The 21,112-nt window shown below is 69.7% G+C and carries 25 protein-coding genes; 7 read left to right on the forward strand and 18 right to left on the reverse strand.

Translation table 11 applies throughout. From position 1 onward, the window contains the following. Positions 1–21: 21 nt before the first annotated feature. Positions 22–429 carry a type II toxin-antitoxin system VapC family toxin gene (locus IDM40_RS19915; protein ID WP_193123543.1) on the reverse strand — a complete coding sequence of 136 codons (408 nt, stop codon included), beginning with the start codon at positions 427–429 and terminating at the stop codon, positions 22–24. After that, on the reverse strand, positions 429–746 hold the full coding sequence (locus tag IDM40_RS19920; RefSeq protein WP_193123544.1) for a type II toxin-antitoxin system Phd/YefM family antitoxin: 318 nt from the start codon (positions 744–746) through the stop codon (positions 429–431). Before IDM40_RS19920 ends, IDM40_RS19915 begins: the two co-directional genes overlap by 1 nt. Before the next feature lie 218 nt (positions 747–964). Between IDM40_RS19920 and IDM40_RS19925 the strand changes: the two genes are divergently transcribed. Continuing rightward, positions 965–1,204: a hypothetical protein gene (locus IDM40_RS19925; RefSeq protein WP_193123545.1), complete on the forward strand. Its 240-nt coding sequence runs from the start codon at positions 965–967 to the stop codon at positions 1,202–1,204. 66 nt (positions 1,205–1,270) lie between these two features. On the opposite strand, the gene IDM40_RS19930 is transcribed toward IDM40_RS19925, so the two are convergent. The 8 genes from IDM40_RS19930 to IDM40_RS19965 form a co-directional block, all read right to left on the reverse strand. Continuing rightward, a complete protein-coding gene (locus tag IDM40_RS19930; protein WP_193123546.1) occupies positions 1,271–1,930 on the reverse strand; it encodes a hydrolase in 660 nt (219 codons plus the stop codon). Between the two features lie 101 nt (positions 1,931–2,031). Then, positions 2,032–2,433, reverse strand: coding sequence for a PIN domain-containing protein (locus tag IDM40_RS19935; protein ID WP_328807077.1), 402 nt, complete (start codon positions 2,431–2,433; stop codon positions 2,032–2,034). After that, the gene (locus IDM40_RS19940) at positions 2,430–2,744 is read right to left on the reverse strand and encodes a hypothetical protein (protein WP_193123547.1); all 315 of its coding nucleotides are present in this window, start codon (positions 2,742–2,744) and stop codon (positions 2,430–2,432) included. The genes IDM40_RS19935 and IDM40_RS19940 overlap by 4 nt, the downstream gene beginning before the upstream one ends. Positions 2,745–2,851: 107 nt before the next feature. After that, entirely contained in the window at positions 2,852–3,766 is a 915-nt protein-coding gene (locus tag IDM40_RS19945) for a glycine betaine ABC transporter substrate-binding protein (protein WP_235997773.1), read from the reverse strand. Positions 3,767–3,821: 55 nt separating this feature from the next. Beyond that, positions 3,822–5,786 carry an ABC transporter permease gene (locus IDM40_RS19950; RefSeq protein ID WP_193123548.1) on the reverse strand — a complete coding sequence of 655 codons (1,965 nt, stop codon included), beginning with the start codon at positions 5,784–5,786 and terminating at the stop codon, positions 3,822–3,824. After that, on the reverse strand, positions 5,779–6,939 hold the full coding sequence (locus IDM40_RS19955; protein ID WP_193123549.1) for a quaternary amine ABC transporter ATP-binding protein: 1,161 nt from the start codon (positions 6,937–6,939) through the stop codon (positions 5,779–5,781). Before IDM40_RS19955 ends, IDM40_RS19950 begins: the two co-directional genes overlap by 8 nt. Beyond that, positions 6,936–8,510, reverse strand: coding sequence for a GMC family oxidoreductase (locus tag IDM40_RS19960; RefSeq protein WP_193123550.1), 1,575 nt, complete (start codon positions 8,508–8,510; stop codon positions 6,936–6,938). The genes IDM40_RS19955 and IDM40_RS19960 overlap by 4 nt, the downstream gene beginning before the upstream one ends. A 257-nt stretch (positions 8,511–8,767) precedes the next feature. After that, positions 8,768–10,294, reverse strand: coding sequence for an aldehyde dehydrogenase family protein (locus IDM40_RS19965; protein ID WP_193123551.1), 1,527 nt, complete (start codon positions 10,292–10,294; stop codon positions 8,768–8,770). Positions 10,295–10,611: 317 nt separating this feature from the next. Between IDM40_RS19965 and IDM40_RS19970 the strand changes: the two genes are divergently transcribed. After that, the gene (locus IDM40_RS19970; protein ID WP_193123552.1) at positions 10,612–11,274 is read left to right on the forward strand and encodes a class II aldolase/adducin family protein; all 663 of its coding nucleotides are present in this window, start codon (positions 10,612–10,614) and stop codon (positions 11,272–11,274) included. 22 nt (positions 11,275–11,296) lie between these two features. Here the strand turns inward: IDM40_RS19970 and IDM40_RS19975 are convergent, their stop codons facing one another. From IDM40_RS19975 to IDM40_RS19995, 5 genes are read right to left on the reverse strand one after another with little or no spacing between them, the layout of a single operon-like run. After that, positions 11,297–11,509, reverse strand: a complete 213-nt coding sequence (locus tag IDM40_RS19975) for a type II toxin-antitoxin system Phd/YefM family antitoxin (protein WP_193123553.1) — start codon at positions 11,507–11,509, stop codon at positions 11,297–11,299. A 50-nt stretch (positions 11,510–11,559) separates the two neighbouring features. After that, positions 11,560–12,102 (reverse strand): hypothetical protein, encoded by a 543-nt coding sequence (locus IDM40_RS19980; protein WP_193123554.1) that lies wholly within the window; start codon positions 12,100–12,102, stop codon positions 11,560–11,562. A 19-nt stretch (positions 12,103–12,121) separates the two neighbouring features. Next, positions 12,122–12,316, reverse strand: coding sequence for a helix-turn-helix transcriptional regulator (locus IDM40_RS19985; protein ID WP_216631058.1), 195 nt, complete (start codon positions 12,314–12,316; stop codon positions 12,122–12,124). Between the two features lie 34 nt (positions 12,317–12,350). Continuing rightward, on the reverse strand, positions 12,351–13,202 hold the full coding sequence (locus IDM40_RS19990) for an ABC transporter permease (protein WP_193123556.1): 852 nt from the start codon (positions 13,200–13,202) through the stop codon (positions 12,351–12,353). Further along, positions 13,199–14,176 carry an ABC transporter ATP-binding protein gene (locus tag IDM40_RS19995; protein ID WP_328807079.1) on the reverse strand — a complete coding sequence of 326 codons (978 nt, stop codon included), beginning with the start codon at positions 14,174–14,176 and terminating at the stop codon, positions 13,199–13,201. Before IDM40_RS19995 ends, IDM40_RS19990 begins: the two co-directional genes overlap by 4 nt. Positions 14,177–14,425: 249 nt before the next feature. Here IDM40_RS19995 and IDM40_RS20000 point away from each other — a divergent pair, with 249 nt between their 5' ends. Continuing rightward, positions 14,426–14,830, forward strand: coding sequence for a VOC family protein (locus tag IDM40_RS20000; protein WP_193123557.1), 405 nt, complete (start codon positions 14,426–14,428; stop codon positions 14,828–14,830). Between the two features lie 15 nt (positions 14,831–14,845). Here IDM40_RS20000 and IDM40_RS20005 read toward each other — a convergent pair whose 3' ends face one another. Continuing rightward, positions 14,846–15,613, reverse strand: a complete 768-nt coding sequence (locus tag IDM40_RS20005; RefSeq protein ID WP_193123558.1) for an alpha/beta fold hydrolase — start codon at positions 15,611–15,613, stop codon at positions 14,846–14,848. Positions 15,614–15,783: 170 nt separating this feature from the next. On the opposite strand from IDM40_RS20005, the gene IDM40_RS20010 reads away from it, so the two are divergent. Together IDM40_RS20010 and IDM40_RS20015 are read left to right on the forward strand one after the other, a co-directional pair. Next, positions 15,784–15,966, forward strand: coding sequence for a type II toxin-antitoxin system VapB family antitoxin (locus IDM40_RS20010; protein WP_193123620.1), 183 nt, complete (start codon positions 15,784–15,786; stop codon positions 15,964–15,966). Between the two features lie 330 nt (positions 15,967–16,296). Further along, a complete protein-coding gene (locus tag IDM40_RS20015) occupies positions 16,297–17,115 on the forward strand; it encodes an SURF1 family protein (protein ID WP_193123559.1) in 819 nt (272 codons plus the stop codon). Here the strand turns inward: IDM40_RS20015 and IDM40_RS20020 are convergent. Together IDM40_RS20020 and IDM40_RS20025 are read right to left on the reverse strand one after the other, a co-directional pair. Continuing rightward, positions 17,088–17,504: a DUF3817 domain-containing protein gene (locus IDM40_RS20020; protein WP_193123560.1), complete on the reverse strand. Its 417-nt coding sequence runs from the start codon at positions 17,502–17,504 to the stop codon at positions 17,088–17,090. The genes IDM40_RS20015 and IDM40_RS20020 overlap by 28 nt on opposite strands. 159 nt (positions 17,505–17,663) lie before the next feature. After that, complete coding sequence (locus IDM40_RS20025) at positions 17,664–19,196, reverse strand: glycosyltransferase family 2 protein (protein WP_216631050.1); 1,533 nt, start codon at positions 19,194–19,196, stop codon at positions 17,664–17,666. A 412-nt stretch (positions 19,197–19,608) separates the two neighbouring features. Between IDM40_RS20025 and IDM40_RS20030 the strand changes: the two genes are divergently transcribed. Next, the gene (locus IDM40_RS20030) at positions 19,609–20,286 is read left to right on the forward strand and encodes a WbqC family protein (protein ID WP_193123562.1); all 678 of its coding nucleotides are present in this window, start codon (positions 19,609–19,611) and stop codon (positions 20,284–20,286) included. 35 nt (positions 20,287–20,321) lie between these two features. Beyond that, on the forward strand, positions 20,322–21,035 hold the full coding sequence (locus tag IDM40_RS20035) for a PIG-L deacetylase family protein (RefSeq protein ID WP_193123563.1): 714 nt from the start codon (positions 20,322–20,324) through the stop codon (positions 21,033–21,035). Positions 21,036–21,112: the final 77 nt, after the last annotated feature.

The following is a 21,112-nucleotide window of genomic DNA, read 5'->3' on the forward strand; positions in this document are numbered from 1 at the left end:
TGTCCGGGGCACGCCGGTCGATCAGGGTGACGGGGAGACGGCTGTGAGGCCAGCTGCTTCTGCGGCCTCGACGAGCCTCTTGTCATAGGCGACGAAGGCGCTGACCAAGGATCCGAGCCCCGACGCGGCCGCGACGTGCAGGGCGTCGAGCGACCGGAGCCGGGCCCCGGGAGCGAGCGCACCGGCGGCATCGAAGGTCTCGGCCGGCATCCGTACGTGTGCTGCCCGGCCGAGCCACTCCTGAGCGTGGTCCATGGTTCCGGGGTCCACGCCGGCTGCGTGGAGTGCCCGCGGTAGTTCGGTGCGCGTGAGGTGGCTGGTGATCTGGCGATCGGTGCCGTGCTCGTCGAGCCAGTCGACCAAGGCTTGCGATTCGACCTCGTCCTTGAGCAGCTTGATCGCTGCCGAGGTGTCGAGGTAGACGAACATCAACGGTCCTCCTCGGCCCTCAGCTCCGCCAGTGCATCCGTCGCGGGCCTGGTACCGGGGTCGGACGGCTCGCGCTCCATGTCTTTGGCCTCGCTCGCGCCGGGCAGACCGTCGAGGTCGTCGAGGTCGATCAGACCGCGCTCGACGACATCCATCAGATCCGCCTCGCGCTCGTCGGGAGGCAGGACACGGCCGACCGCCATGCCTCTCCGGGTGACGGTGAAACTCTCACCCTGCTTCGCTCGGTCGAACACGTCCGCGGCGTTGCGCTGCAAGTCTCTGATGGAGATCCGCTGCTCGTCGGGGTCTGTCTCCATACTCCGATGTTATGCACTTGGAGCCAACGTGTCAGGCATTTTTCTTCTGCGCCTGACAAAGCTTGTTCGGGTGCGTCTTCCCCTTGCTCGCGGGGGCGAGCGGGGGGGGTTTCCGGGTGGGTATGTGGCGGGTGAGGGCCGCGGCGGGGGTCGCGGTCGGCGGTGGCGGGGGTCGCGGTAGAACGAGAGACGTCCGTCGTCGAGGAAGGAGCCGCTTCATGCGTGCAGGAAGACTCAAAGGTGCGCTCGGCAGCGCGGACCGTCCCGCCAGTGCCCTGGGGTTCCGCAGGGTGCTCGCCGTGTTCGGTGCGCTCGTCCTGCTGATCGGGGCGATCGCCGCGTTCACGATGACCGACCAGACGTGGCTCGTGGTCGTGCTCGGCGCGGGGTTCCTGGCGGCGTGCGTGAACGTGTACTGGGTCAACAGCCGGCTCCACAACGAGCGGCGGACGCGCTGAGCACCGCCGAACCGGTGGTGCGGCACCTGGTGGCCGAGCCGGCCCGGCGGTGACGGGACGTGCGGGTCAGCGTTCCTGCCGGTCCCACTCGAGCATCTGGTAGATGTACTCGGCGCCGAGCCCGTACGTGCCCCCGTGGGCGCGCGCGATGTCGCCGACGCGCGAGGAGGTCTCCGACCGTGCCCAGTCCCGCTGGAGTTCGAGCAGGTACTGCAGCCACGTGAGCGGGACGGCCCCGGCCTGGACCATGCGCTGGACGGCGCGCTCGTGCGCCTCGGTGCTGACCCCGCCGCAGGCGTCGGCGACGAAGTACACGTCGTAACCCTCGTCGATGGCGCACAGGGCGGGCAGGGCCACGCACACCTCCGTCCACAGGCCGGCGATGACGAGTTTGGGACGGCCGCTCTCGAGGACACGGTCGCGGACCCGGTCGTCCTCCCAGGGGTTCATGGTGGTGCGGTCGATCCAGGTACCGCGGTCGGGGAAGGCGTCGCGCACGCCCTTGAACAAGGGGCCGCTGAAGTGGCGTTCCATGACGGTGGTGACGATCGTGGGGACGTCGAAGAGCACGGCGGTCTCGGCCAGGCCCTGCGTGGCGTTGATGACGACCTCCATGGGGTGGGAGGCCACCGCGAAGCCCATCTGGCTCTCGTGGTCGACGAGCATGAGGACGTGGTTGTCCGGGGTGAGGAGCCGGGGTGAGACGTGGGTTCCGCTCGCGGTCATGGGGCGCCTTCCGTCGCTGGGACCGGTGATTGCGCACCCATCCTGCACGGGCGACGACCCTCGGTCACCGACCCACGCGCCCCCGGACACCGGAAGCCGCGTCAGACCGTGACCAGCGGGACCCGCCCTCCCACCGAATCGACGATCTTGTGGATGTCACCGGGATCGGAGGTGACCACTGCGGCCCCACGCTCCATGGCGACCAGCGCTACCGTCGCATCGACCACGTCACTGCTGGAGGACTCCCCCAGCAGCCGGCCTGCCCTCCTGGCCGCACGTTCATCGAGATCGACGACCTGGCAGAGCTTGATGACACGGGCAACGAGCACCTGCTCAGGGTCGCCTCGCCAAACCTGGGCAAGTACGGTCGCCGGGACGACGGGTTGCCGTCCGGCCCTGTTCTCGTCCCGGCACAAGGACCACACAGTGCCGTTCGCATCTGCCTCGGCCTGCATCAACGCCCCGGCATCCAGGACGTACCCCCGGGGTTCGAAGGACCTCACGTCTCTCCCGTTTCATCCTCGTCGAGCCGGGCGAGCACTGCCTGGTTGGCTTGGGCGTCCTCCCATGGCACTGGTTGCCCAACACCGGTCTCCACCGCGGCAGCGCGCGAAGCGGTCTCTGCTGCCTCCGTCGGTTGCCCGCGCTCTGCGAAGTGCTCCTCCAGCACCAGGCGCGCTTCTTCCAGGTCGGCAGCCTTGCGCGCAACCCGGTCCAGCCATCTGGACAGGGGCACACCCTCTCTCTCGGCGGCGCGGCGTGCGCGGGCGACGGTCTCGGGCTCCAGGGACACGGAAAGCTTCTCCACAGCCATGCCTTCACGTTAGCGAGGGGTGGCACTTCCGGTAGTACTTGAGAACCTGGGCGCACACACAGAAGGGCGGGGGCCGCGTACGGCCCCCGCCCCCTTTCACGTAGCGGTCACTGCGTGCGAGTCTCGTACCCCTCGGGGAGCCAGGACTCCACCTTGTCGCGGTTCTCGCCGACCCACGCCTCGGCGGCCTGCTCGGGGTCCATGCCCTCGTCGGCGATCATCCCGGCGACCTCGTTCTGGTCGGCGTTGGTCCAGTTCCAGTTGTCCAGGAACCGGTACGCCAGGTCGTCGTTCTCGGCGAACCCCTTGCGGAAGATCTTGTTGAGATCGTAGAGGGGGTAGTCGCAGGGAACGTACTCCAGGTCGTCGTCGCAGCCCTCGAAGTAGACGGGGAAGTCGACCTTGACCAGGTCCAGCTCCTCCTGGATCCAGTGCGGCTCGTTGGAGTAGAACAGCACCGGTTCCTCGTTGGCGTACCGTCGCTGGACCTCGGTGATCTGCGCGGCCTCGGAACCGGCGTAGACGATCTCCAGGTCCATGTCGAAGGCGTTGATCATGCCCTCGTCCTGCGTGGCGAACCCGGGCGCACCGCCCAGGAACTCGCCCTTGTCGCCGGTCTCCGGGGTCCGGAACAGGTCGGTGTTCTCGCGCAGGCCCTCGGGCGTGAGCAGCTCGGGCTGCTCCTCCGCCAGGTAGGCGGGCATGTACCAGCCGATCACGCCCTCGTTGCCGGTGGAGCCGCCGTCCACGACGGTGTCGTTTCCCTCGGGACCGTAGAGCTCGTAGAGGTCGTCGTGCCCCCAGTTCTCCAGGATCACGTCGAGCACGCCCTGGTCCAGGGCCTGCCACGAGGGCTGTTCGTCCACGCGCACGAGCTGGACGTCGTAGTCCATCTCCTCCTGCAGCACGTGTTCCATCACGGCGGCGCTGGCCTCGTAACCGACCCAGCCGTTGAGAGCGATCCGGACCGAGTTCGGGTCGCGGGCGATCTCGTCGGTGCGCACGGCACAGGAGCTGACCATCACGAGGGCGAGGCCGACGGCCAGGTACCGCAGCAGTGCGCCCTTTCTCGCGAATCTAGGCACTGGGTGCCCTCCTTCCCTGCGTGACCCGGTCCAGGAACAGACCCAGGAACAGGATCGCCAGACCGGAGGCCAGCCCCAGTCCCAGCTCGTTCTGGGCGAGCCCGAAAACCACGTCGAAGCCGAGCGAGCCGGCGCCGACGAGTGCACCCATGACGACCATGGAGAGCACAAGAATGATGCCCTGGTTGACGGCCATACCCAGCGACGCGCGGGCCATGGGCAGTTCCACCTTGGTGAGCATCTGCCACTTGGTGGAACCCTGCGAGATCGCGGCCTCCCGGATCCCCGCCGGAACACCGCGGATCCCGTCGTTGACGAGGCGGATCACCGGCGGCAGGGCGAAGATGACCGCCGCGACCAGGGCCGGAACGCGTCCGATCGTGAACAGTGCGACCGCCGGGATCAGGTACACGAACGGCGGCAGCGTCTGCATGGCGTCCAGGATCGGGCGCAGGATCGCCGCGAACACGTCGTTGCGCGACATCAGCACACCGATGACCACACCCAGCAGGATCGTGACGACCGAGGCCACGAGCACCTGGGAGAGGGTGTCCATCGCGTTGTTCCACACGCCGAGCAGGCCGATGGCGACGAAGGACCCGCCGGAGACCAATGCCGGTCGCAGCCCGCCGAAGATCCACCCGAGGGCGGCGGCCGCAACGACCACCAGCCACCAGGGCGTTCCGGTGAGCAGTGCGCTGAGCGGGCCGAGGACCCAGTCGAGCAGCCACGTGCTGAGCGAGGCGGTGAACCCGCCGATCGCCGACTGCAGCGCGTCGTAGAACGCGTTGACCGGAGCGGCCACGTCGACCGCGACGTTGCGCGGCCACCCGCCGAGGCCGAGGAACCGGGCCCCGGCCACAACCGCTGCCACGATCAGCACCCCGCCGCCGAGCACCTGCCACCGCAGCCGCTCGGGGATCTGCGGGGTGTGCGCGCCGTGCCCGACCGCGCCGGTGACGCGGTCCATGGCGATGGCGAGCATGACGATCGCGATGCCGGCCTGGAACGCCTGGCCCACGTTGACCTTGGCGAGCGCCTGGTAGATGGCGTCACCGAGACCGCCGGCGCCGATGACCGACGCGATCACGACCATGGAGACCGCGAGCATGATGGTCTGGTTGACGCCGAGCAGGATCGTGCGCTTGGCCAGCGGGATCTGCACCTTGGTCAGGATCTGCCACGGGGTGGAACCCAGCGAGGTGGTCGCCTCGACGGCCCCCTCGGGCACCTGCCGGATCGCCATCGCGGTGATGCGCGCGACCGGCGGCAGCGCGTACACCGCGGTGACCACGGCGGCGGCCGGGTTGCTGATGCCGAACAGCAGCACGAACGGCAGCAGGTAGGCGAACGCCGGCATGATCTGCATGAAGTCCAGCACCGGACGCAGGGCCCGGTGGAACCGGTCGCTGCGGCCGGCCAAGATCCCCAGCGGGACACCGAACAGCAGGGCGATGCTCACCGAGGTGATGATCAGCGCCAGCGTCGTCATGGACTCGTTCCACAGCCCGGTGAGCGCGAAGGTGCCGAAGGCGGCGAGCACCAGCAGCGCCACGCGCCACCCGGCCACACGCCAGGCGCCGAGCACGCCGAGGGCCGTCACGCCGGCCCAGGTGAGGAAGTCCAGGAACTGGTTGATCAGCACGACGGCCGAACCCAGCCCCACGGAGATGTAGTTGAAGAAGTAGAGGAACAGAGGGCTGTCGTTGCGGTTCTCGACGATCCACGCGTAGACGCCGTCGAGCCAGGCCATGAAGCTGTCGCCGACCGCGGTCGGGAAACCGCCCGCCCAGGAGGGGTTGCCCAGGACCCGCGCGGACGCGTACCCGGCGAGCAGCACGGCCAGCACGATCAGGGCCTGGAACCAGCTGCGCCGCCACACCCCTCTGCTGTCGTCCGCGACGGCCCCGTCCGGGGCGGTCGCCGCGGTCTGTGTCGTCACGGCCACGTCACCCACCGCTTCCGGCCGGGGCGGTGTCCTCGTCGCCGTTCCCGAGGTCCTCGGCGTTGTCCTCGACGATCGCGGCGACGGCCTCGGCGTCCTCGAGCTGGTCCTCGGCGATGGCCCGCAGGACGTCGTCGCGTCCCACGTATCCGAGGAGCCGCTCCCCCTCGACGACGCGGACCGGGGCGACGCTCGCCGCGAGCAGCGGCAGGACCTCCGAGAGCACGGTGCCCGGCTCGACGCTGGGGCCGTCGGTGCGCTCCTCCGGGAAGGCGTCGCGCACGAGCCAGCGCGCGGTGAGCACGGTGGTGCGGGCGACGTCGGACGTGAAGTCGGCGACGTAGGAGTTGGCGGGGCGGCCCACGACCTCCTCCGGGGTCCCGACCTGGACGAGTTCGCCGTCGCGCATGATGGCGATGCGGTCGCCCAGCTTCAGGGCCTCCTGGAGGTCGTGGGTGATGAAGACCGACGTCTTGTTGAGCTCCTTCTGGAGCCGGACGACCTCGTTCTGCATGTCACGGCGGATCAGCGGGTCCAGGGCGCTGAAAGGCTCGTCGAACAGCAGCACCTGCGGGTCGACCGCCAGGGCGCGGGCCAGGCCCACACGCTGCTGCATACCGCCGGAGAGCTGGCCGGGGCGCGAGTTCTCGTACCCGCTGAGGCCGACCATCTCGATCATCTCGCGGGCACGCTCGTAGCGTTCGGCGCGCGGGACCCCGCGGATCTCCAGGCCGTAGGCGACGTTGTCGATGATCTTGCGGTTGGGCAGGAGCCCGAAGTGCTGGAAGACCATCGCGATCTTGCGGCGGCGCAGTTCGCGCAGCCGCTGCTCGCTCGCGTCCCGGAGGTCCTCGCCCTCGAGCAGGACCTGCCCGGAGGTGGGCTCGATGAGCCGGGTCAGACAGCGGATCAGCGTGGACTTGCCGGAGCCGGACAGCCCCATGACCACGAAGATCTCACCGGGGCGCACGTCGAAGGACACGTCGCGCACGGCAACGGTGGTGCCGGTCTCCTGCTTGATGGTGTCGCGGTCGGCCTTCTCCAGGTCGGTGCCGATGACACTGTCGGCGTTCTTGCCGAAGATCTTCCACAGGTTGCGGACGGAGAAGATCACGTCCGCGGCGCCCTCCGGCGCTGCGGCGGGTTCGGTGGTCGGGGCGCTCATCGGGCCTCCTCGTTCTCGGCCAGGCGGTCCTCGCGGATCAGGTCCGCGGCACGCTCGCCCAGAGTGAGGACCATGACCATCGGGTTGGGTGTGGGAAGGGTGGGGAAGACGGACGCGTCGGCCACGCGCAGGCCCTTGAGGCCGCGCACGCGCAGGCGCGGGTCGACGACGGCGCCGTCGTCGTCCGCTGCGCCCATGCGGCAGGTGCCGGCCGGGTGGTAGACGGTGTGCGCGGCGCGGCGGCCGTACTCCGACAGCTCCGCGTCGGTCTGCACCTTCGGGCCGGGGGCGACCTCGCGCTTGAGCCAGGACTTGAACGGCTCGGTGTCGGCGACCTCGCGGGCGACCTTGAGGCCGTCGACGATGGTCTGCTCGTCGTAGCCGTCGGGGTCGGTGAAGTAGCGGAAGTCCAGCGCCGGGTGGACCTTCGGGTCGGAGCTGGTCAGGGACAGCTTGCCGCGCGAACGGGACCGCGGGATGTTCGGGGTCATGCAGACCGCGTAGCCGTCCTCGGGCGAGTCGTAGCCGAGACGCTTCGTATTGTCGTCGAAGGGGATCTGGTAGATGTGGAACATCAGGTCCGGGCGCGGGTCGGACTCGTCGCGGCGCACGAACAGGGCCGCGTCGGAGTCCATGACCGTCTCCTCGGGGACCCTGCGCTCGGTCTCCCACATGATGATCGACTCGGGGTGGTCCTGGAGGTTCTCGCCCACACCCTTGAGGTCGTGGCGGGGGTCGATGCCCACCGACGACAGTTCCTCGGCGTTGCCGATGCCGTTGAGCATGAGCAGACGCGGGCTGTCGATCGCACCGGCGGACAGGATGACCTCCTGGCGGGCGTTGACGGTGACGCGCTCGCCGTCCTTGGTCGTGGCGCTGACACCGGTGGCGCGGTCGCCGTCGAACTCGAGCCGGTCGACCCAGGTCTCCAGCATCACGGTGAGGTTGTCGCGCACGCCCATGATCGGGTGCAGGTAGGCGACCGACGCCGAGGAGCGGTAACCGGTGTAGGGGTCGTAGGAGATCGACAGGAACCCCGCGCCGTCGGCGAAGCCGCCGCCGTGGGAGGTCTTGGCGTTGAAGTCCTCCACGACCGGGACGCCCGCCGCTTCCGAGGCCGAGGACACCCAGTCCTTGACCATGTCGTTGCGGTCCTTCTCGGCGATCGGGACGATGTTGTTCTTGAGCCGGTCGGCGTAGGACTGCACGGTCGCGTTGTCCCAGCCCTCAGCGCCCGCGGCGACCCACTCGTCGAGGTCCTCGGCGAAGGGCCGGAAGCTGATGAGCGTGTTGTGGGAGGAGCACCCGCCCAGGACACGGGCGCGCGAGTGCAGGATGTGCGAGTTGCCGCGCGGCTGTTCCGTGGTCGTGTACTTCATGTCGAGGTCGCTGTCGAGAACGCTCAGCCACTCCTTGAGGCGCAGCACGTTCTCGTGGTCGCGGTCGTCCGGACCGGCCTCGATGACACAGACGGTGGTGTTCGGGTCCTCGGTGAGGCGGTTGGCGATGACCGGGCCCGCCGTACCGCCTCCGACGATGACGTAGTCGTACGTGTTCTCTTGTGTCGACACGGCCTGATTCCTCTCGTTTCTCATGCCTGGGGGGTATGCGGGGGGAAACCGACCTGTGGTGTCGTCAGGTTCGACGTGTTCTTCTCTTGTGGCCGGATCTTCCGTTGCACCTCCCGGGCCCCCGCAGGGCCGGGAGGGGGTGCCCGGCGACGTGTCGGACGGGCACGTCGCAGAGCAGTCGTCCGCCCCGGCACAGCGCAGCCGCGCCGGGGCGGGGGTCGTGCGGGGCGCCGGGGCGCCCCGCGTTCACACCGTGCTCAGCCGAACCAGCGCTGCGGTTCGGGGGCGAGGTTGCGGTAGATGTGCTTGGCCTCGCGGTACTCGTCCAGGCCGGCGAGACCGAGCTCGCGGCCGACACCGCTCTGACCGAAGCCGCCCCACTCGGCGCCCGGGAAGTAGGGGCCGTAGTCGTTGACCCACACGGTGCCGTGGCGCAGACCGGCGGCCACACGCTCACCGCGGCCGGTGTCGGCGGTCCACACGCCGCCGGACAGGCCGTAGTCGGTGTCGTTGCCGAGCTCGATCGCCTCTTCCTCGGTGCTGAAGCGCTCGACCGTCACGACCGGGCCGAAGACCTCGGTCTGGACGATGTCCATGGAACGGTCGCAGTCGACGAAGATCGTCGGACGGTAGAAGTAACCGTCCTGGAGCTCGGGCTCGTCGGGGCGCTTGCCGCCGGCAATGACACGGGCGCCTTCCTCGACACCGCGCGCGACGGCCTTCTCGACCTTCGCGCGGTGCTCGGCCGAGACCAGCGGACCGCAGCGCACACCCTCGACCTGGCCACGGCCGATGCGGATGGCCTCGGCGCGGCGGGCCAGTTCGGCGGTGAACTCGTCGTGGATGTCCTCGTGCACGATGAGGCGCGCACCTGCGGAGCAGACCTGACCGGAGTGGAAGAACGCGGCGTTGAGCGCGTAGTCCACGGCGGTGTCGAGGTCGGTGTCCGGGAAGATGATGTTCGGGTTCTTGCCGCCGAGCTCCAGCGCGATCTTCTTGACCGTGTCGGAGGCGGCCGCCATGATCCGGCGCCCGGTGATCAGGCCGCCGGTGAAGGAGACCAGGTCGACGTCGGGGTGCTCGGACAGCGGCGCGCCGGCCTCGGGGCCGGTGCCCAGGACCATGTTGACCACACCAGCGGGCGCGCCGGCCTCGGTGGACAGGTCCACGAGCTTGGCGGTGGTCACCGGGGTGATCTCGCTGGGCTTGATCACCATGGTGTTGCCCGCGGCGATGGCCGGGGCCATCTTCCAGGCGAGCTGGAGCAGCGGGTAGTTCCACGGCGTGATCATGCCGCAGACGCCCACGGGCTCGTACACGACCTTGCTCTGGATGCCCTCGGGCGCGGCGACGATGCGTCCGGCGTCCTTGTCGGCCAGACCGGCGTAGTAGCGGAAGACGTTGGTGACGTCGTCGACGTCGATCCCGCCCTCCTCGATGGTCTTGCCGGTGTCGAAGGACTCCATGACGGCGATCTCGTGCCGGTCCCGCTGGAGCAGGTCGGCGATGCGGTCCAGGATGCGGCCGCGCTCGTCGGCGGGCGTGCTGCGCCAGTCCCCGGCGTCGAAAGCGCGTCGGGCGGCTGCGATGGCGTCTTCTGCGTCGGCGCGTGTGCCCTCGCTGACGACGGTCAGCACGGAGTTGTCGGCAGGGTCGAGGATCTCTCGCACCTTGCCCTCGCGTGCTGCCCGCCACTGGCCGTCGATGTAGAGGCTGGTGGCGGTGGTCGAACCAGGCTGGAACAGGTACGGCGCCGACGGCAGGGTCTCGTCGGGTTCGTTCACGGGAGCGGTGTTCCCTTGGTCGGTGGTCACAAACAGCCTCGTTTCGTAGGACGCTTACGTCTCAACGCTCCCATAACCCACCATGACCAGCAAAAATGCCGGATTGTGGCGCAGATCCCCGTGGTACGACTCACGCAACGCGTTGCAGACAGCGCACCACAGGGCATCCGGAGCCCCACGGGGCATCCGGACATGACGGATCCCTGGACGGGACTTTGGCGTTGATTTAGGCTGAACTGTAGTTAGGCTTCCCTAAGTGGGACGGCCGCCCCGAGGGCGGGGACCCGCCCGCCCGTCCGCGACCTTCCGAGGAACGCATGCTGCTCGAACCCGAACGCCGTGACGTCTGCCTGACCGCGCGCTCCGTCGCTGCGCTCTCCGGTGCCGCACCCGGAGAGACGGGCGCCGTGAGTGTCCGCCGCGGTGACCTCGTCGTCGTCACGCCCTCCGGCGTCGCCCTCGAACAGCTCCAGCCCGCCGACTGCCCGGTGATGTCGCTCGACGACCGGGTACTCGAGGGGCGGCGGGAGCCCGCGGCCGAGGCCACGCTGCACATGGCCGCGCACCGCCAGGCCGCCGACCACGACCGCGACGCCACCGCGGTCATCGACGCCGCCACCGTCGACACCGTCGCCGTCTCCAGCGTCCTGGACGAGCTGCCGCCGGTGCACCACCGCGCCGCTTCCCTCGGCGGCGCCATCGCCGTCACCCCGTACACGACCTACGGCACCGGGGACATCGCCGACCAGGCCGTCAAGGCGCTCAAGGGCCGCGACGCCGCGCTGCTGGCCGACCACGGCGGACTGGCGCTGGGCCGCGACCTCCCGCACGCGCTGGAGAACCTGCGCCTGCTCGACTGGCTGTGCGCCGCCTACCTGCGCGCCGCCCAGCTCGGGCGGCCGCGCGTGCTCACCGAGGACGAGCTCGCCGAGGTGCGCCGTCGCGACACCTACGGCTGGGCCGGCCCCGACCTGTTCTGAGGGCGGACACGCCCTCCGCGGGTCAGCGCCCGCCGAGCCGGCCCTCCTTGGGCTCGAGCTTCTCGATGGCCGCACGGAGCCCTGCGCCCGAGGCCCCGGCACGCGACCCGCGGTGTGGCTTCAGCACTGCCACCGGGCGGCCTGCCCGGGTGATGAGCACGCTCTCGCCCCTCTCGGCGGAGTCCAGGAGCTGAGGCAACGTGACTGCCGCCTCGGCGGCCGTGATCCTGCGCATGGGCATCACTCTGCCGGAGGGATACACCTGTGCGCAGGGGTTTTCCCGGATCAGGGCAGCTCGTCGGGGTCCTCGTCGTCGAAGGGCTCGTCGGGCTGGGTCCACGCCAGGTAGCAGGCCGGCAGCGAGACGTGGACCATCATCAGCGTCCACAGCATCGGTGCCACGAGCCACGACGGGAACACGACCTCCGGCGGGCTGAAGGTCACGGGGTACACGGCCCCGACGAACACCACCGTGAGCAGCACGCCCATCGTCGTGTGTGCGACCCGGTGAGCGGTGTCGCGCTCGGCCCGCTGGCGTTCGTCGAGCAGCCGGTGCGGCAGGGACATCCGGGTGGCCCGGCTGAGCCGGGTCGACAGCACGGCCACAGCGACGAAGATCGTCAGGAGGGCGCCCAAGGCGGCGATGCCCCGGCCCTCCGTCACGTCCACCACGATGCCGCCCGAGAGCAGGGGCGCCCCGGCCAGGACCAGCGCCAGGTACAGGATCACGGACGAGCGGCGCCGGGCGCGCGAGCCCCACATGCGGCGCAGCCGCGGTGACTCCGTCTGCCGGAGCCGTGCTTGATCGCTTGCGTTCTGCGGTTCCATATCGACTCTCCTTCGGGGGTCAGCGGCCGATGCGGGGGAAGGGCTCGGTGGAGAAGACGACCTCCACCGGGACCTCGAAGAACCCGGCGATACGCAACGCCAGGTGCAGGCTGGGGCTGTACTCGCCGCGCTCCAGGTAACCGACGGTCTGGTAGTGCACACCCAGCGCCTCGGCCAGCTGCCGGCGCGAGACGCCGCGCTCGGCGCGCAGCATCGCGATCCGGTTGTGGACGGTCTCGCCCCTGCTCTCAGTAGGCACGCTTCATCGCTCTCTCCCTGGCTCGGTCGACCCGTGATCCGGACTCGCGGCGGGCCATCGCACGCAGCACCCACGGCGCGACGAGGAACCCGACCACGGCCCACACCATGAGTACACCCGCCGCCTGGGGCAGGTCCCACGCGCCCGAGGCCTCGAACGCAGCGTCGGAGCCCGGCAGCGCCGCGGCGCGCACCCCCACGCCGACCCAGTACAGCGGGAGAGCCATACCGATCGCACCCACCCAGGCGGGAAAGAAGTCCGTCGGGAAGAAGACCCCGGAGACCATCATCAGTGCCAGCAGGACAACCATGGTCAGCGCGAGCGTCACGCGCGGGTTGGTGGTGAGCGAACCCAGGATCGCCCCCAGGGGTATCAGCGCCAGAGCACCCAGCGCACAGACCCACGCGAGTGTGAGCGCGCCGCCCCATCCCTGGAGCGTGAACCCGTCGACCAGCAGCAGCGCTGCCACGAGGACGAGCCCCACGGACAACGTGCACGTCATCAACAGCTGCAGGGCCTTGCCGACGGTGTAGGCGAGCATGCCGTGCGGCAGGGCCTTGGCCCGCAGCAGGGTGCCGTCCTCGCGCTCGGTCCCGATGAGCTGGGCGAGGGTCAGCAGGGACGTGGTGACCAGGGCGAACACCACTCCTCCGGCGACGAAGTACCCGCTTCCGTCGACCCCGGTCGTGTTGTGGTCGAAGTTCAGGGTCGCCGCGAGCCCGACGAAGACCGCGGGGTAGAAGAGGTAGCCGAACAGCTCGCCGGGGGTCGTGGACAGCCGCACGAAGTCGGTCCGGCCACGGGACGCCCCGACACGGACGGCCTGCATCACGGGGTTCATCGGGTCTTCCTCTCGAACTCGTCGGCAGCGCTCCGGGCGTCGCCGGCCTCGTGGCGGCGGACCAGGTCCATGTAGACGTCCTCGAGCGTGGCCCGGCCGACCCGCAGGTCGGCGACGGCGTCACCGTGCTCGGCGTACAGATCGGCGACGAAGCGCGCCGGTTCGCGGGTGCTGTGCACGTTGCGGCGGCCGTCCACGCTCCACACGACCTCGCTGTCCCCACCGAGGGCCAGCACGAGCTCCTCGGCGCTGCCGTCGGCGACGATCCGCCCGCCGGTCAGCACGAGGATCCGGTCGGCGAGCCTCTCGGCCTCGTCCAGGTCGTGGGTGGTGAGCAGCACGGCGGTGTCGTTCTCGTCGACGGCGTCGTGCACGAGGTCGTGGAACTCCCGTCGTGCCTGCGGGTCCAGCCCCGCGGACGGTTCGTCGAGGAACAGCAACCGGGGCCGCCCGACCAGGCCGATGGCGACGTCGAGCCTGCGCCGCTGCCCGCCGGAGAGCTGTTTGACCCGCTTCTGCGCGTTCCCGTTCAGCCCCACACGGTCGATGAGCACGTCCGTGTCCACCGGGCGCGGGCGCTCGGGCGTGGCGTAGGCGGCGTAGTGGCGTCCGATGTGGTGCAGGAGTTCGCGCACACGCCACACGCCGTGGTCGCGCCAGGACTGCAGCACGACCCCGAGGTCGGCTCGCCAGGCTTCTCCCACGTGTTCGGGGTCCCGGCCGAGGACTTCCACACGGCCGGCCGAGCGGTGGCGGAACCCTTCCAGGATCTCGATGGTGGTGGTCTTGCCCGCCCCGTTCGGGCCGAGGAGGGCGATGATCTCGCCGGCGCGCACGGTCAGGTCCACGCCGTCCAGGACCCGGACGGCCCCGTACTCCATGCGCAGCCCTTCGACCGCGACGACCGTGTCCTTGGGGACCCCGCTGGCGGGGTCCACGGCCCGTCCCGCGGGTTGTTCCGGGATGGTGTCCACAGCTCTCCTTCGATCCGTACAACCCTTCGTTCGTCTTGTAGTAGGTGTACTACATTTGACCGCAGAGGCGCTACGGGCGATTCGGTCGGAAATCGATTCCCCGACACGCTTCCGCAGGTCAGCGGTGTCGGGAGGTGGCCGCATCCGGCCACGGGAGGACAGCCGCACGCAACAGGACGGGCCAACGGCGGCGTGAAGCGGGACAATGGCTTGGACGGCCGTCGCCCCACTCCCGTAGGAGGCCCGCACATGCGATGCAGCTACATCCGGCTCCTGGTCAACGACTACGAGGCGTGCTTTCGCTTCTACGCCGACCTGCTCAAACTCCCGATCCTGTGGGGGGACGAGAGCAGCCGCTACGCGGAGTTCGACGTCGGGTCCACGACCAAGCTCGCGATCAACCAGCGCGAGGTGATGGCCGAGGCCCTGGAGACCGACACCGCCGACCCCGACCTGCCCAACCAGGACCGCCTCGCCGTGGTCTTCGAGGTCGAGGACGTCGACGCGACCGCTGAACAGCTCGTCGCCGACGGCGCGCGCCAGGTCATGGAACCGCGCGACTGGACGGCGTGGGGCATCCGCGCGGCGCACTTCCGCGACCCGGACGGCTACCTGCTGGAGATCAACTGCCCGCTGATCCCCGTCCGGGACTGACCGCGCACGCGGCCGTCAGGAACCGAGGTGCTCCACCAGGAGCTGGTTGACCCGGTCGGTCCGCTCCACACCGAGCAGGTGCGCGGCGCCGGGCACGACCTCGAACCGCACGTCCGCGAGGCCGTCGGCCAGGCGCCGCCCGTGGCCCGGGGGCAGCAGCGGGTCGTGCGCGGCCGAAGCGACGAGCGTGGGCACCCTGACCTCGGGGATCAGGCGGCGCTGGTCCATGTCCGCGACGGCCCCGCACACGGACGCGAACCCCTCCGGGTCGAGCCCGGCGACGTCCTCGGCCAGCGCGGTGGCCACCTCGGGGCGTTCCTCGTACATGTCGGGGGTGAACCAGGGCAGGACGACGTCGGCGGTGACGGCCTGCATGCCGGCGGTGCTCGCGCGGGCAGCGATGCGGTCCCACCGGAGGGTGTGCGGGGTGCGCGCGGCGGGCGCCAGCAACGCCATGCGGTCGATGGTGCGGGGCGAGTTCACGGCGATCCACACCAACAGCGACGAGCTCAGCCCCGCGCCGACCGCCGACACCCGGGTGATGCCTTCGGCGTCGAGCACGCCGAGCAGGTCCAGGGCGAGGTCCTCGATGCGGTAGGGGCCTTCGGGGGCGTCCGATCCCCCGTGCCCGCGGTGGTCGATGCGCAGGACCCGGTGGCCCCCGGTGAGCTCGGGCATCTGTGGTTCCCACACCGACATGCGGGCTCCGAAGGGCGGGACGAGGAGCACGACGGGGGCGTGGCGGGGCCCGTCGAGCCGGTACTGGAGCGGATTCACGGGCATCGCACCTCCGGGTCGACTCGTCCGCCAGGGTATCGGGTGGCTCTTCGGCGGCCGAGGGCGGCGCACGCCCGACCTGACCGTGAGTCACACCCTCAGCAATGCACTCAGCACTCTCCGTGTGCGCGACCATGGGTGGCACGGCGACCCGCCGCGGCACCGAGGAGGAGAACGTGACCCCGACCTGGGACGACATCGACGCCGACGCCCTGCGCGAGACCATGCGGTACTCGGGGGCCCTGTCGGAGGTGGAGGCGATCAACCTGGCGCTGCGCGTCTACGCGGCGCGACACCGGAGCCGGACGGAGGCCGGGCGGGAACGCGAACGCCGCACGGCGCAGCGCCGCGCGAGCTGAACGGGGGCGGGGGCAGGGGTCCGCACACAAAAAGCGGCGAGGGTCGCTTCCGCATCCCCCCTCAAAGTACGGAAGCGACCCTCGCCTCGGGAAGCGGCCGGCGACTCCTCCCCCCTGGAGTCGCGGCCTTGAAGGTCTCTCCGCGGAAGCGATCGTGTCGTTCCGCGTTGATAGGAACACTACCCACCCCACCCTCGAATAACAACCCTGAGTCACAGAGAACTACTTAAAGTAATTGTCATGGTGAAACAGAGAGGAGCCAAGCGTGTGTGGCCATCGTCAACCGGGGGTCATGGTCGCCCGCTCGCAGACCGGACCTAGCCTGGAACGGTGAGATCACCGCTCCTGACCCCGCGCTGGCTGGGCATCCACCTGGCGGCCCTGATCGTCCTGGTTGTGTGCGTCGCCGGCACCGGCTGGCAGGTCGTGCGCTCCTTCGAACCCGACCGGGAGACCATCACCAACCCGGTCGAGGATCTCGCCGACGCGCGTCCCGTCGAGGCGGACTTCGAGCCGGGCGAGTACATGCACCCGGACCAGATCGCCAACAGCGCCGTGCAGGCCGGCGGGCACTACGACGGCGACGACCAGCTCCTCGTGCCCCGGATCGAGGACGGCGTCGAGGGTTACGACGTGGTCCTGCCCCTGGTCACCGACTCCGGCGCGGTCATCACGGTCAACCGCGGCTGGACCGAGGACCCCGACGACGTTCCCGCCCCGCCCGGCGGCCGGGTCTCGGTGACGGGGTGGCTCCTGCCGGCCCAGACCGCCGAGGACGGCATCCGCCCCATGGAGATGCCCGAGGGCCAGGTCGAGCGCATCGCCCCGGCCGTGCTGCTGCAGGAGTGGGAGCACGACGACATGTACGAGGGTTACATCGTCCTTCCGGAACAGGACCCGGCCAACGACGGCCTCGCCCCGGTGCCCCCGCCCGAACCTCCGACGGGCGTCACCGTCAACTGGCGCAGCCTCAGTTATTCGATCCAGTGGGGCATGTTCGGTGTCTCCGCGGTCGTCTTCTGGATCATCCTCATGCGCCGCGAGCTCGAGGAGGTCCGGAACCGCGAAGAGGCCCGCACCCACGACGGGGAACGGGCCTCCGGAGACGGTGACGGCGGGGATCAGCCGGTGGTGGGTGCGGGTTCCTGACCCCCGCCCTCCACGGCAGCGGCCTCCTTCGCGCGCTCCTGCTCCACGACACGGCGCTCGATGACGAAGCCCAGGACCGGGATGGTGCCCGACAGCGCGACGCCCAGGGTGCGGCCCGCACCCCAGCGGCGGTCGAGGGCGACCCAGATGACCACGAGCACGTAGGCCATGTACACGTAGCCGTGCGGCAGGGTGATGTAGAGGACCAGGGGTGTGTCCGGGCCGAACCAGTGCTCCCAGCCCTGAGGGGCGTTCATGAGGGCGAACATGGAGTCCTCGCCCACGAGGTAACGGGCCGGCATGGCAATGAAGACCAGCCCGATCAGGAACACACCCGTGACCCAGGCGAGCACTCTGTAGAGACCGAACGACACGCGACTCTTGTCCACCGTTACCCCGCTTCATGACGACCGACGGCCCCGCGTTGCGGACGGCGGGGCCTCTCCCCACGAGGCTAAACGCCGCCCGCGACCACCCCGATCCGGGGCCGTTGCAGGCGGCGCCATCTCACACGGTCGCGCACGTCACCCCTGTTCGGCGGGCACGTGTCAGCCCTGCTTCGCACGCACGGGGCTGGACCAGCGGCCGTCGGAGCGCGCCGTCCACGCCTTGGGGATCGTGCGCAGCGCGAGGAAGGCGTCGACGATGCGCACCGGGAAGAAGAACAGCCCGTACACCAGGTAGGACGGGCGCCGCCGCACCATCGCCATGAGGCAGGTCAGCATGTAGTCGGGTACGAACAGCCCGATGAGCACGGCGCTGAGCGGCAGGAACGCGCTGACCGCGGTGAAACCGTCCTCGAAGAAGGGCAGCGCCATGACGGCGTCTCCCCCGAACGTGCCCAGCGCGACGAACGCACCCGCCAGCACGGTCGCGAGCAGCACGAGCGAGACGACCACGACCTCGAACACGTAGAGCACCAGCGCGGCGCAGAAGCTGCTGGGCCAGAGCTTGTGCCGGCGGATGGTCTGCCAGAACCCGAGGGTCCAGCGGCTGACCTGGCGGTAGTAGTCCCGCAGGGTGAAGGGGTCCTGGCTGTAGGCCTTGGTGTCGGGGTTCATCGAGACCCGGCCGAGGCGCTTGTGGTGCACCTCGAAGGTCATGTTGAAGTCCTCGATGACGAGGCCGCGCGGGTTGATGTCGATCTCGCGCAGGGCGCTGGTGCGGTAGACGCTGGCGAAGCCCGGGACGATGAAGGACACGTTCGCGTGCCGCCAGGTCTGCCCGAACCGCATGAGGTACTGGAGCATGAAGTAGAGCCGGTCGCGGTAGGCGGAGATGAGGCGCCCCACGAAGCTGCGCTCGTCCGGCTTCCACTCGGAGACCACGAACCCGGCGACGGCGGCCACGTCGGGCTCGGCGAGCTGGCGTCTGGCCCCCTCGACGTAGCGGTCGTCCAGTTCGGTGTCGGCGTCGAGGATGAGCACGCCGTCGTAGTGATCGGTGAGGCCGAACTCCTCGACGACGGCCTCGATCGCGCCGGCCTTGCCGCGGTTGTTGAGCAGTTCCAGCACGTTGACGCCGGTGCCAGCTGCGATCTCGGCGGTGGTGTCGGCGGAGGCGTCGGAGACCACGTAGACGTCCCACCGCGCGAAGAGGCGCAGGGCCGAGGCGATGGCCGCCTCGATGACGGGTTCCTCGTTGTGCGCCGGGATCACCACCGCGATGGAGAGGTCCTCCGGGTCGATCGGGTCGGCGGGACCGTCGTCCGCGTCGGTGGTTGCAACGGGGTTCCCGGTGGGTTCCGGTCCGTCCTCCACGGTGTCCGGAAGCGGCCCCGAACCGGCCCCGGCCCCCACCAGTACCCGTTCCAGCTCGGGCTCGACCTGTGCCCGCCCGGCCCTGGCGACACGGCGCCGGGAGGCCGCGGAGCGCACCGAGTCCTCGCCCAGGCGCAGTAGGCCCACGACCGTCCAGAGCAGCAGGTTCGCGCCGAAGGCCAGCCACAGGAAGACGTAGCCGAGGGCGCCCAGCCCGGACGCCGCCGCGACGCCCGTGGCGAAGTCGAACCAGTAGACGAACAGGGCGGCGGCCAGGGCCAGGGCGACCAGCCCGACCAGCACGCCGAGGATGAAACGCATGCTTCGCACAGTCCTGGGACCTCTCCGAAAGTTCTGGGTTTCGGGCCGACATGAATCCGCAAAGCCGGCGTTGGGTTGACGCCCCTCGCGACCGATGGGTTCACAAGCTTTCGTGGCCTATGGAGGCCACACGAATATTCTGCACGGGCTTGTATCTGCTGGTACCCATTAGAAGATATGTGCGGTGGGCTTCGAACGGTGACGATCGGCTCCGGTTTATCACGATCGCCCGGAATCGACGCCGACGAGTACGTGTGCGATCCGACGGAGGAGAATCATCAGCGCGCCAGGTGCTTTTCTGCCCAAATCACCCAGCATTCCCCTCGGGCCACAGCCGCACCAGGCCACCGCCGCGGGGACTCCACCCAAAGGCGCAGGCCAACGCATCGCGTGCGTCCATCAGCCGCACTACATGCCCTGGTTGGGCCTGATCGACAAGATCGACCGTTCCGACCTGTATGTCGTCCTCGACACGGTCCAGTTCGAACGTCGGGGTTGGCAGAACCGGAACCACATAGCCGGGGACGGTGGGACACAACTACTCACCGTGCCCGTCATCCAGGCAGGACGCCATGAGGTGATCCTGGACAAGCGGATCGACAACACCCAGAAATGGAGATCGAAGCACCTTCGCGCGATCCTCGACCACAGCTACCGGGGAACCCCGTATCTGGACGAATACCGCGAACGCATATCCCGAATCTACGAACAGCGGTGGGACGACCTGGCGGAACTGTCCATCGCGACGACCCGCCTGACCCTGGAGGCCTTCGGGATCGACACACCCGTGGTCCGCGCCAGCCGGCTCGGTGAGTTCCCCGGACGCAAGAGCGAACTCATCGCCCAGGTCTGCGCCGCCGCCGGGGCCGACACGCTGATCTCGGGCAGCGGCGCACGCGACTACCTCGACACCGGCCTGCTGAAGGAGCACGGGGTCGAGGTCGAGTGGCAGGGCTTCGAGCACCCCGTCTACCGCCAGCACCACCGCGGCGCCGACGGGTTCATCTCGCACCTGGCCGCGATCGACCTGCTGTTCAACGCGGGACCGGACTCGCTCGGGCTGCTCCGGGGCGCCCGGCGACCGCTCTGAACCCCCCTCCACAGAGCAAAGGACGGAAACTGGACATGACGACGGACTGGTCCCGAGAGCGCGTCCTCATCTTCGCGCCCCATCCCGACGACGAGACCCTCGGCTGCGGCGGCCTCATGAGCAGGGCCAAGGACGCCGGCGCCGAGGTCTACGTCCAGTTCATCACCGTGGGCGACACCGCAGACCAGTCGCCCAAGGGTTTCTCGACGGCGCAGGAGCGCCACACCGAGATCAAGAAGGTCGCCGACCACTTCCGGTGGGACGACTGGCACATGGCGCTGCCCGGCGACCAGCACCACCTGCGCCTGGACACCGTGGCGCGCCTGGACCTCAACCAGCTGATCGAGCGGGACAGCCCGCTGTCGATCTCCCGGCTGCGCCCGACCGTCGTCATCGCCCCGCACCGCACCAGCTACAACCAGGACCACCAGGTCGTCGCCGAGGCCGTGCACACGTCGCTGCGCCCCTCCGACCTGCGGCTGCGCCACCACCCGAGGCTGGTGCTGGCCTACGAGGAGGCCGCCGACCAGTGGCGCACCGACGCGGTCGTGCCGCCCAACCTGATCGTCGGGCTCCGGGAGCAGGACCTCGAGGCCAAGCTCGCCGGCATGCAGCTGTACGGGTCCCAGAGCCACGAACACCCGCACACCCGGTCGGAGCTGACCCTGCGCAGCCTCGCCGCGCTCCGCGGCATGCAGGCCGGGGTCGCCCACGGCGAGGGTTACCACGTCCTGCGCCAGCTGGTGTGAGCCGCACCGCGCACGCACAGGGCCGACCCCTGCAGACCACACACGAGAGAACACCACACCGCCCGCATGGAGGGGAA

It is taken from the genome of Nocardiopsis coralli, assembly GCF_014892575.1.
Lineage (GTDB): Bacteria > Actinomycetota > Actinomycetes > Streptosporangiales > Streptosporangiaceae > Nocardiopsis > Nocardiopsis coralli.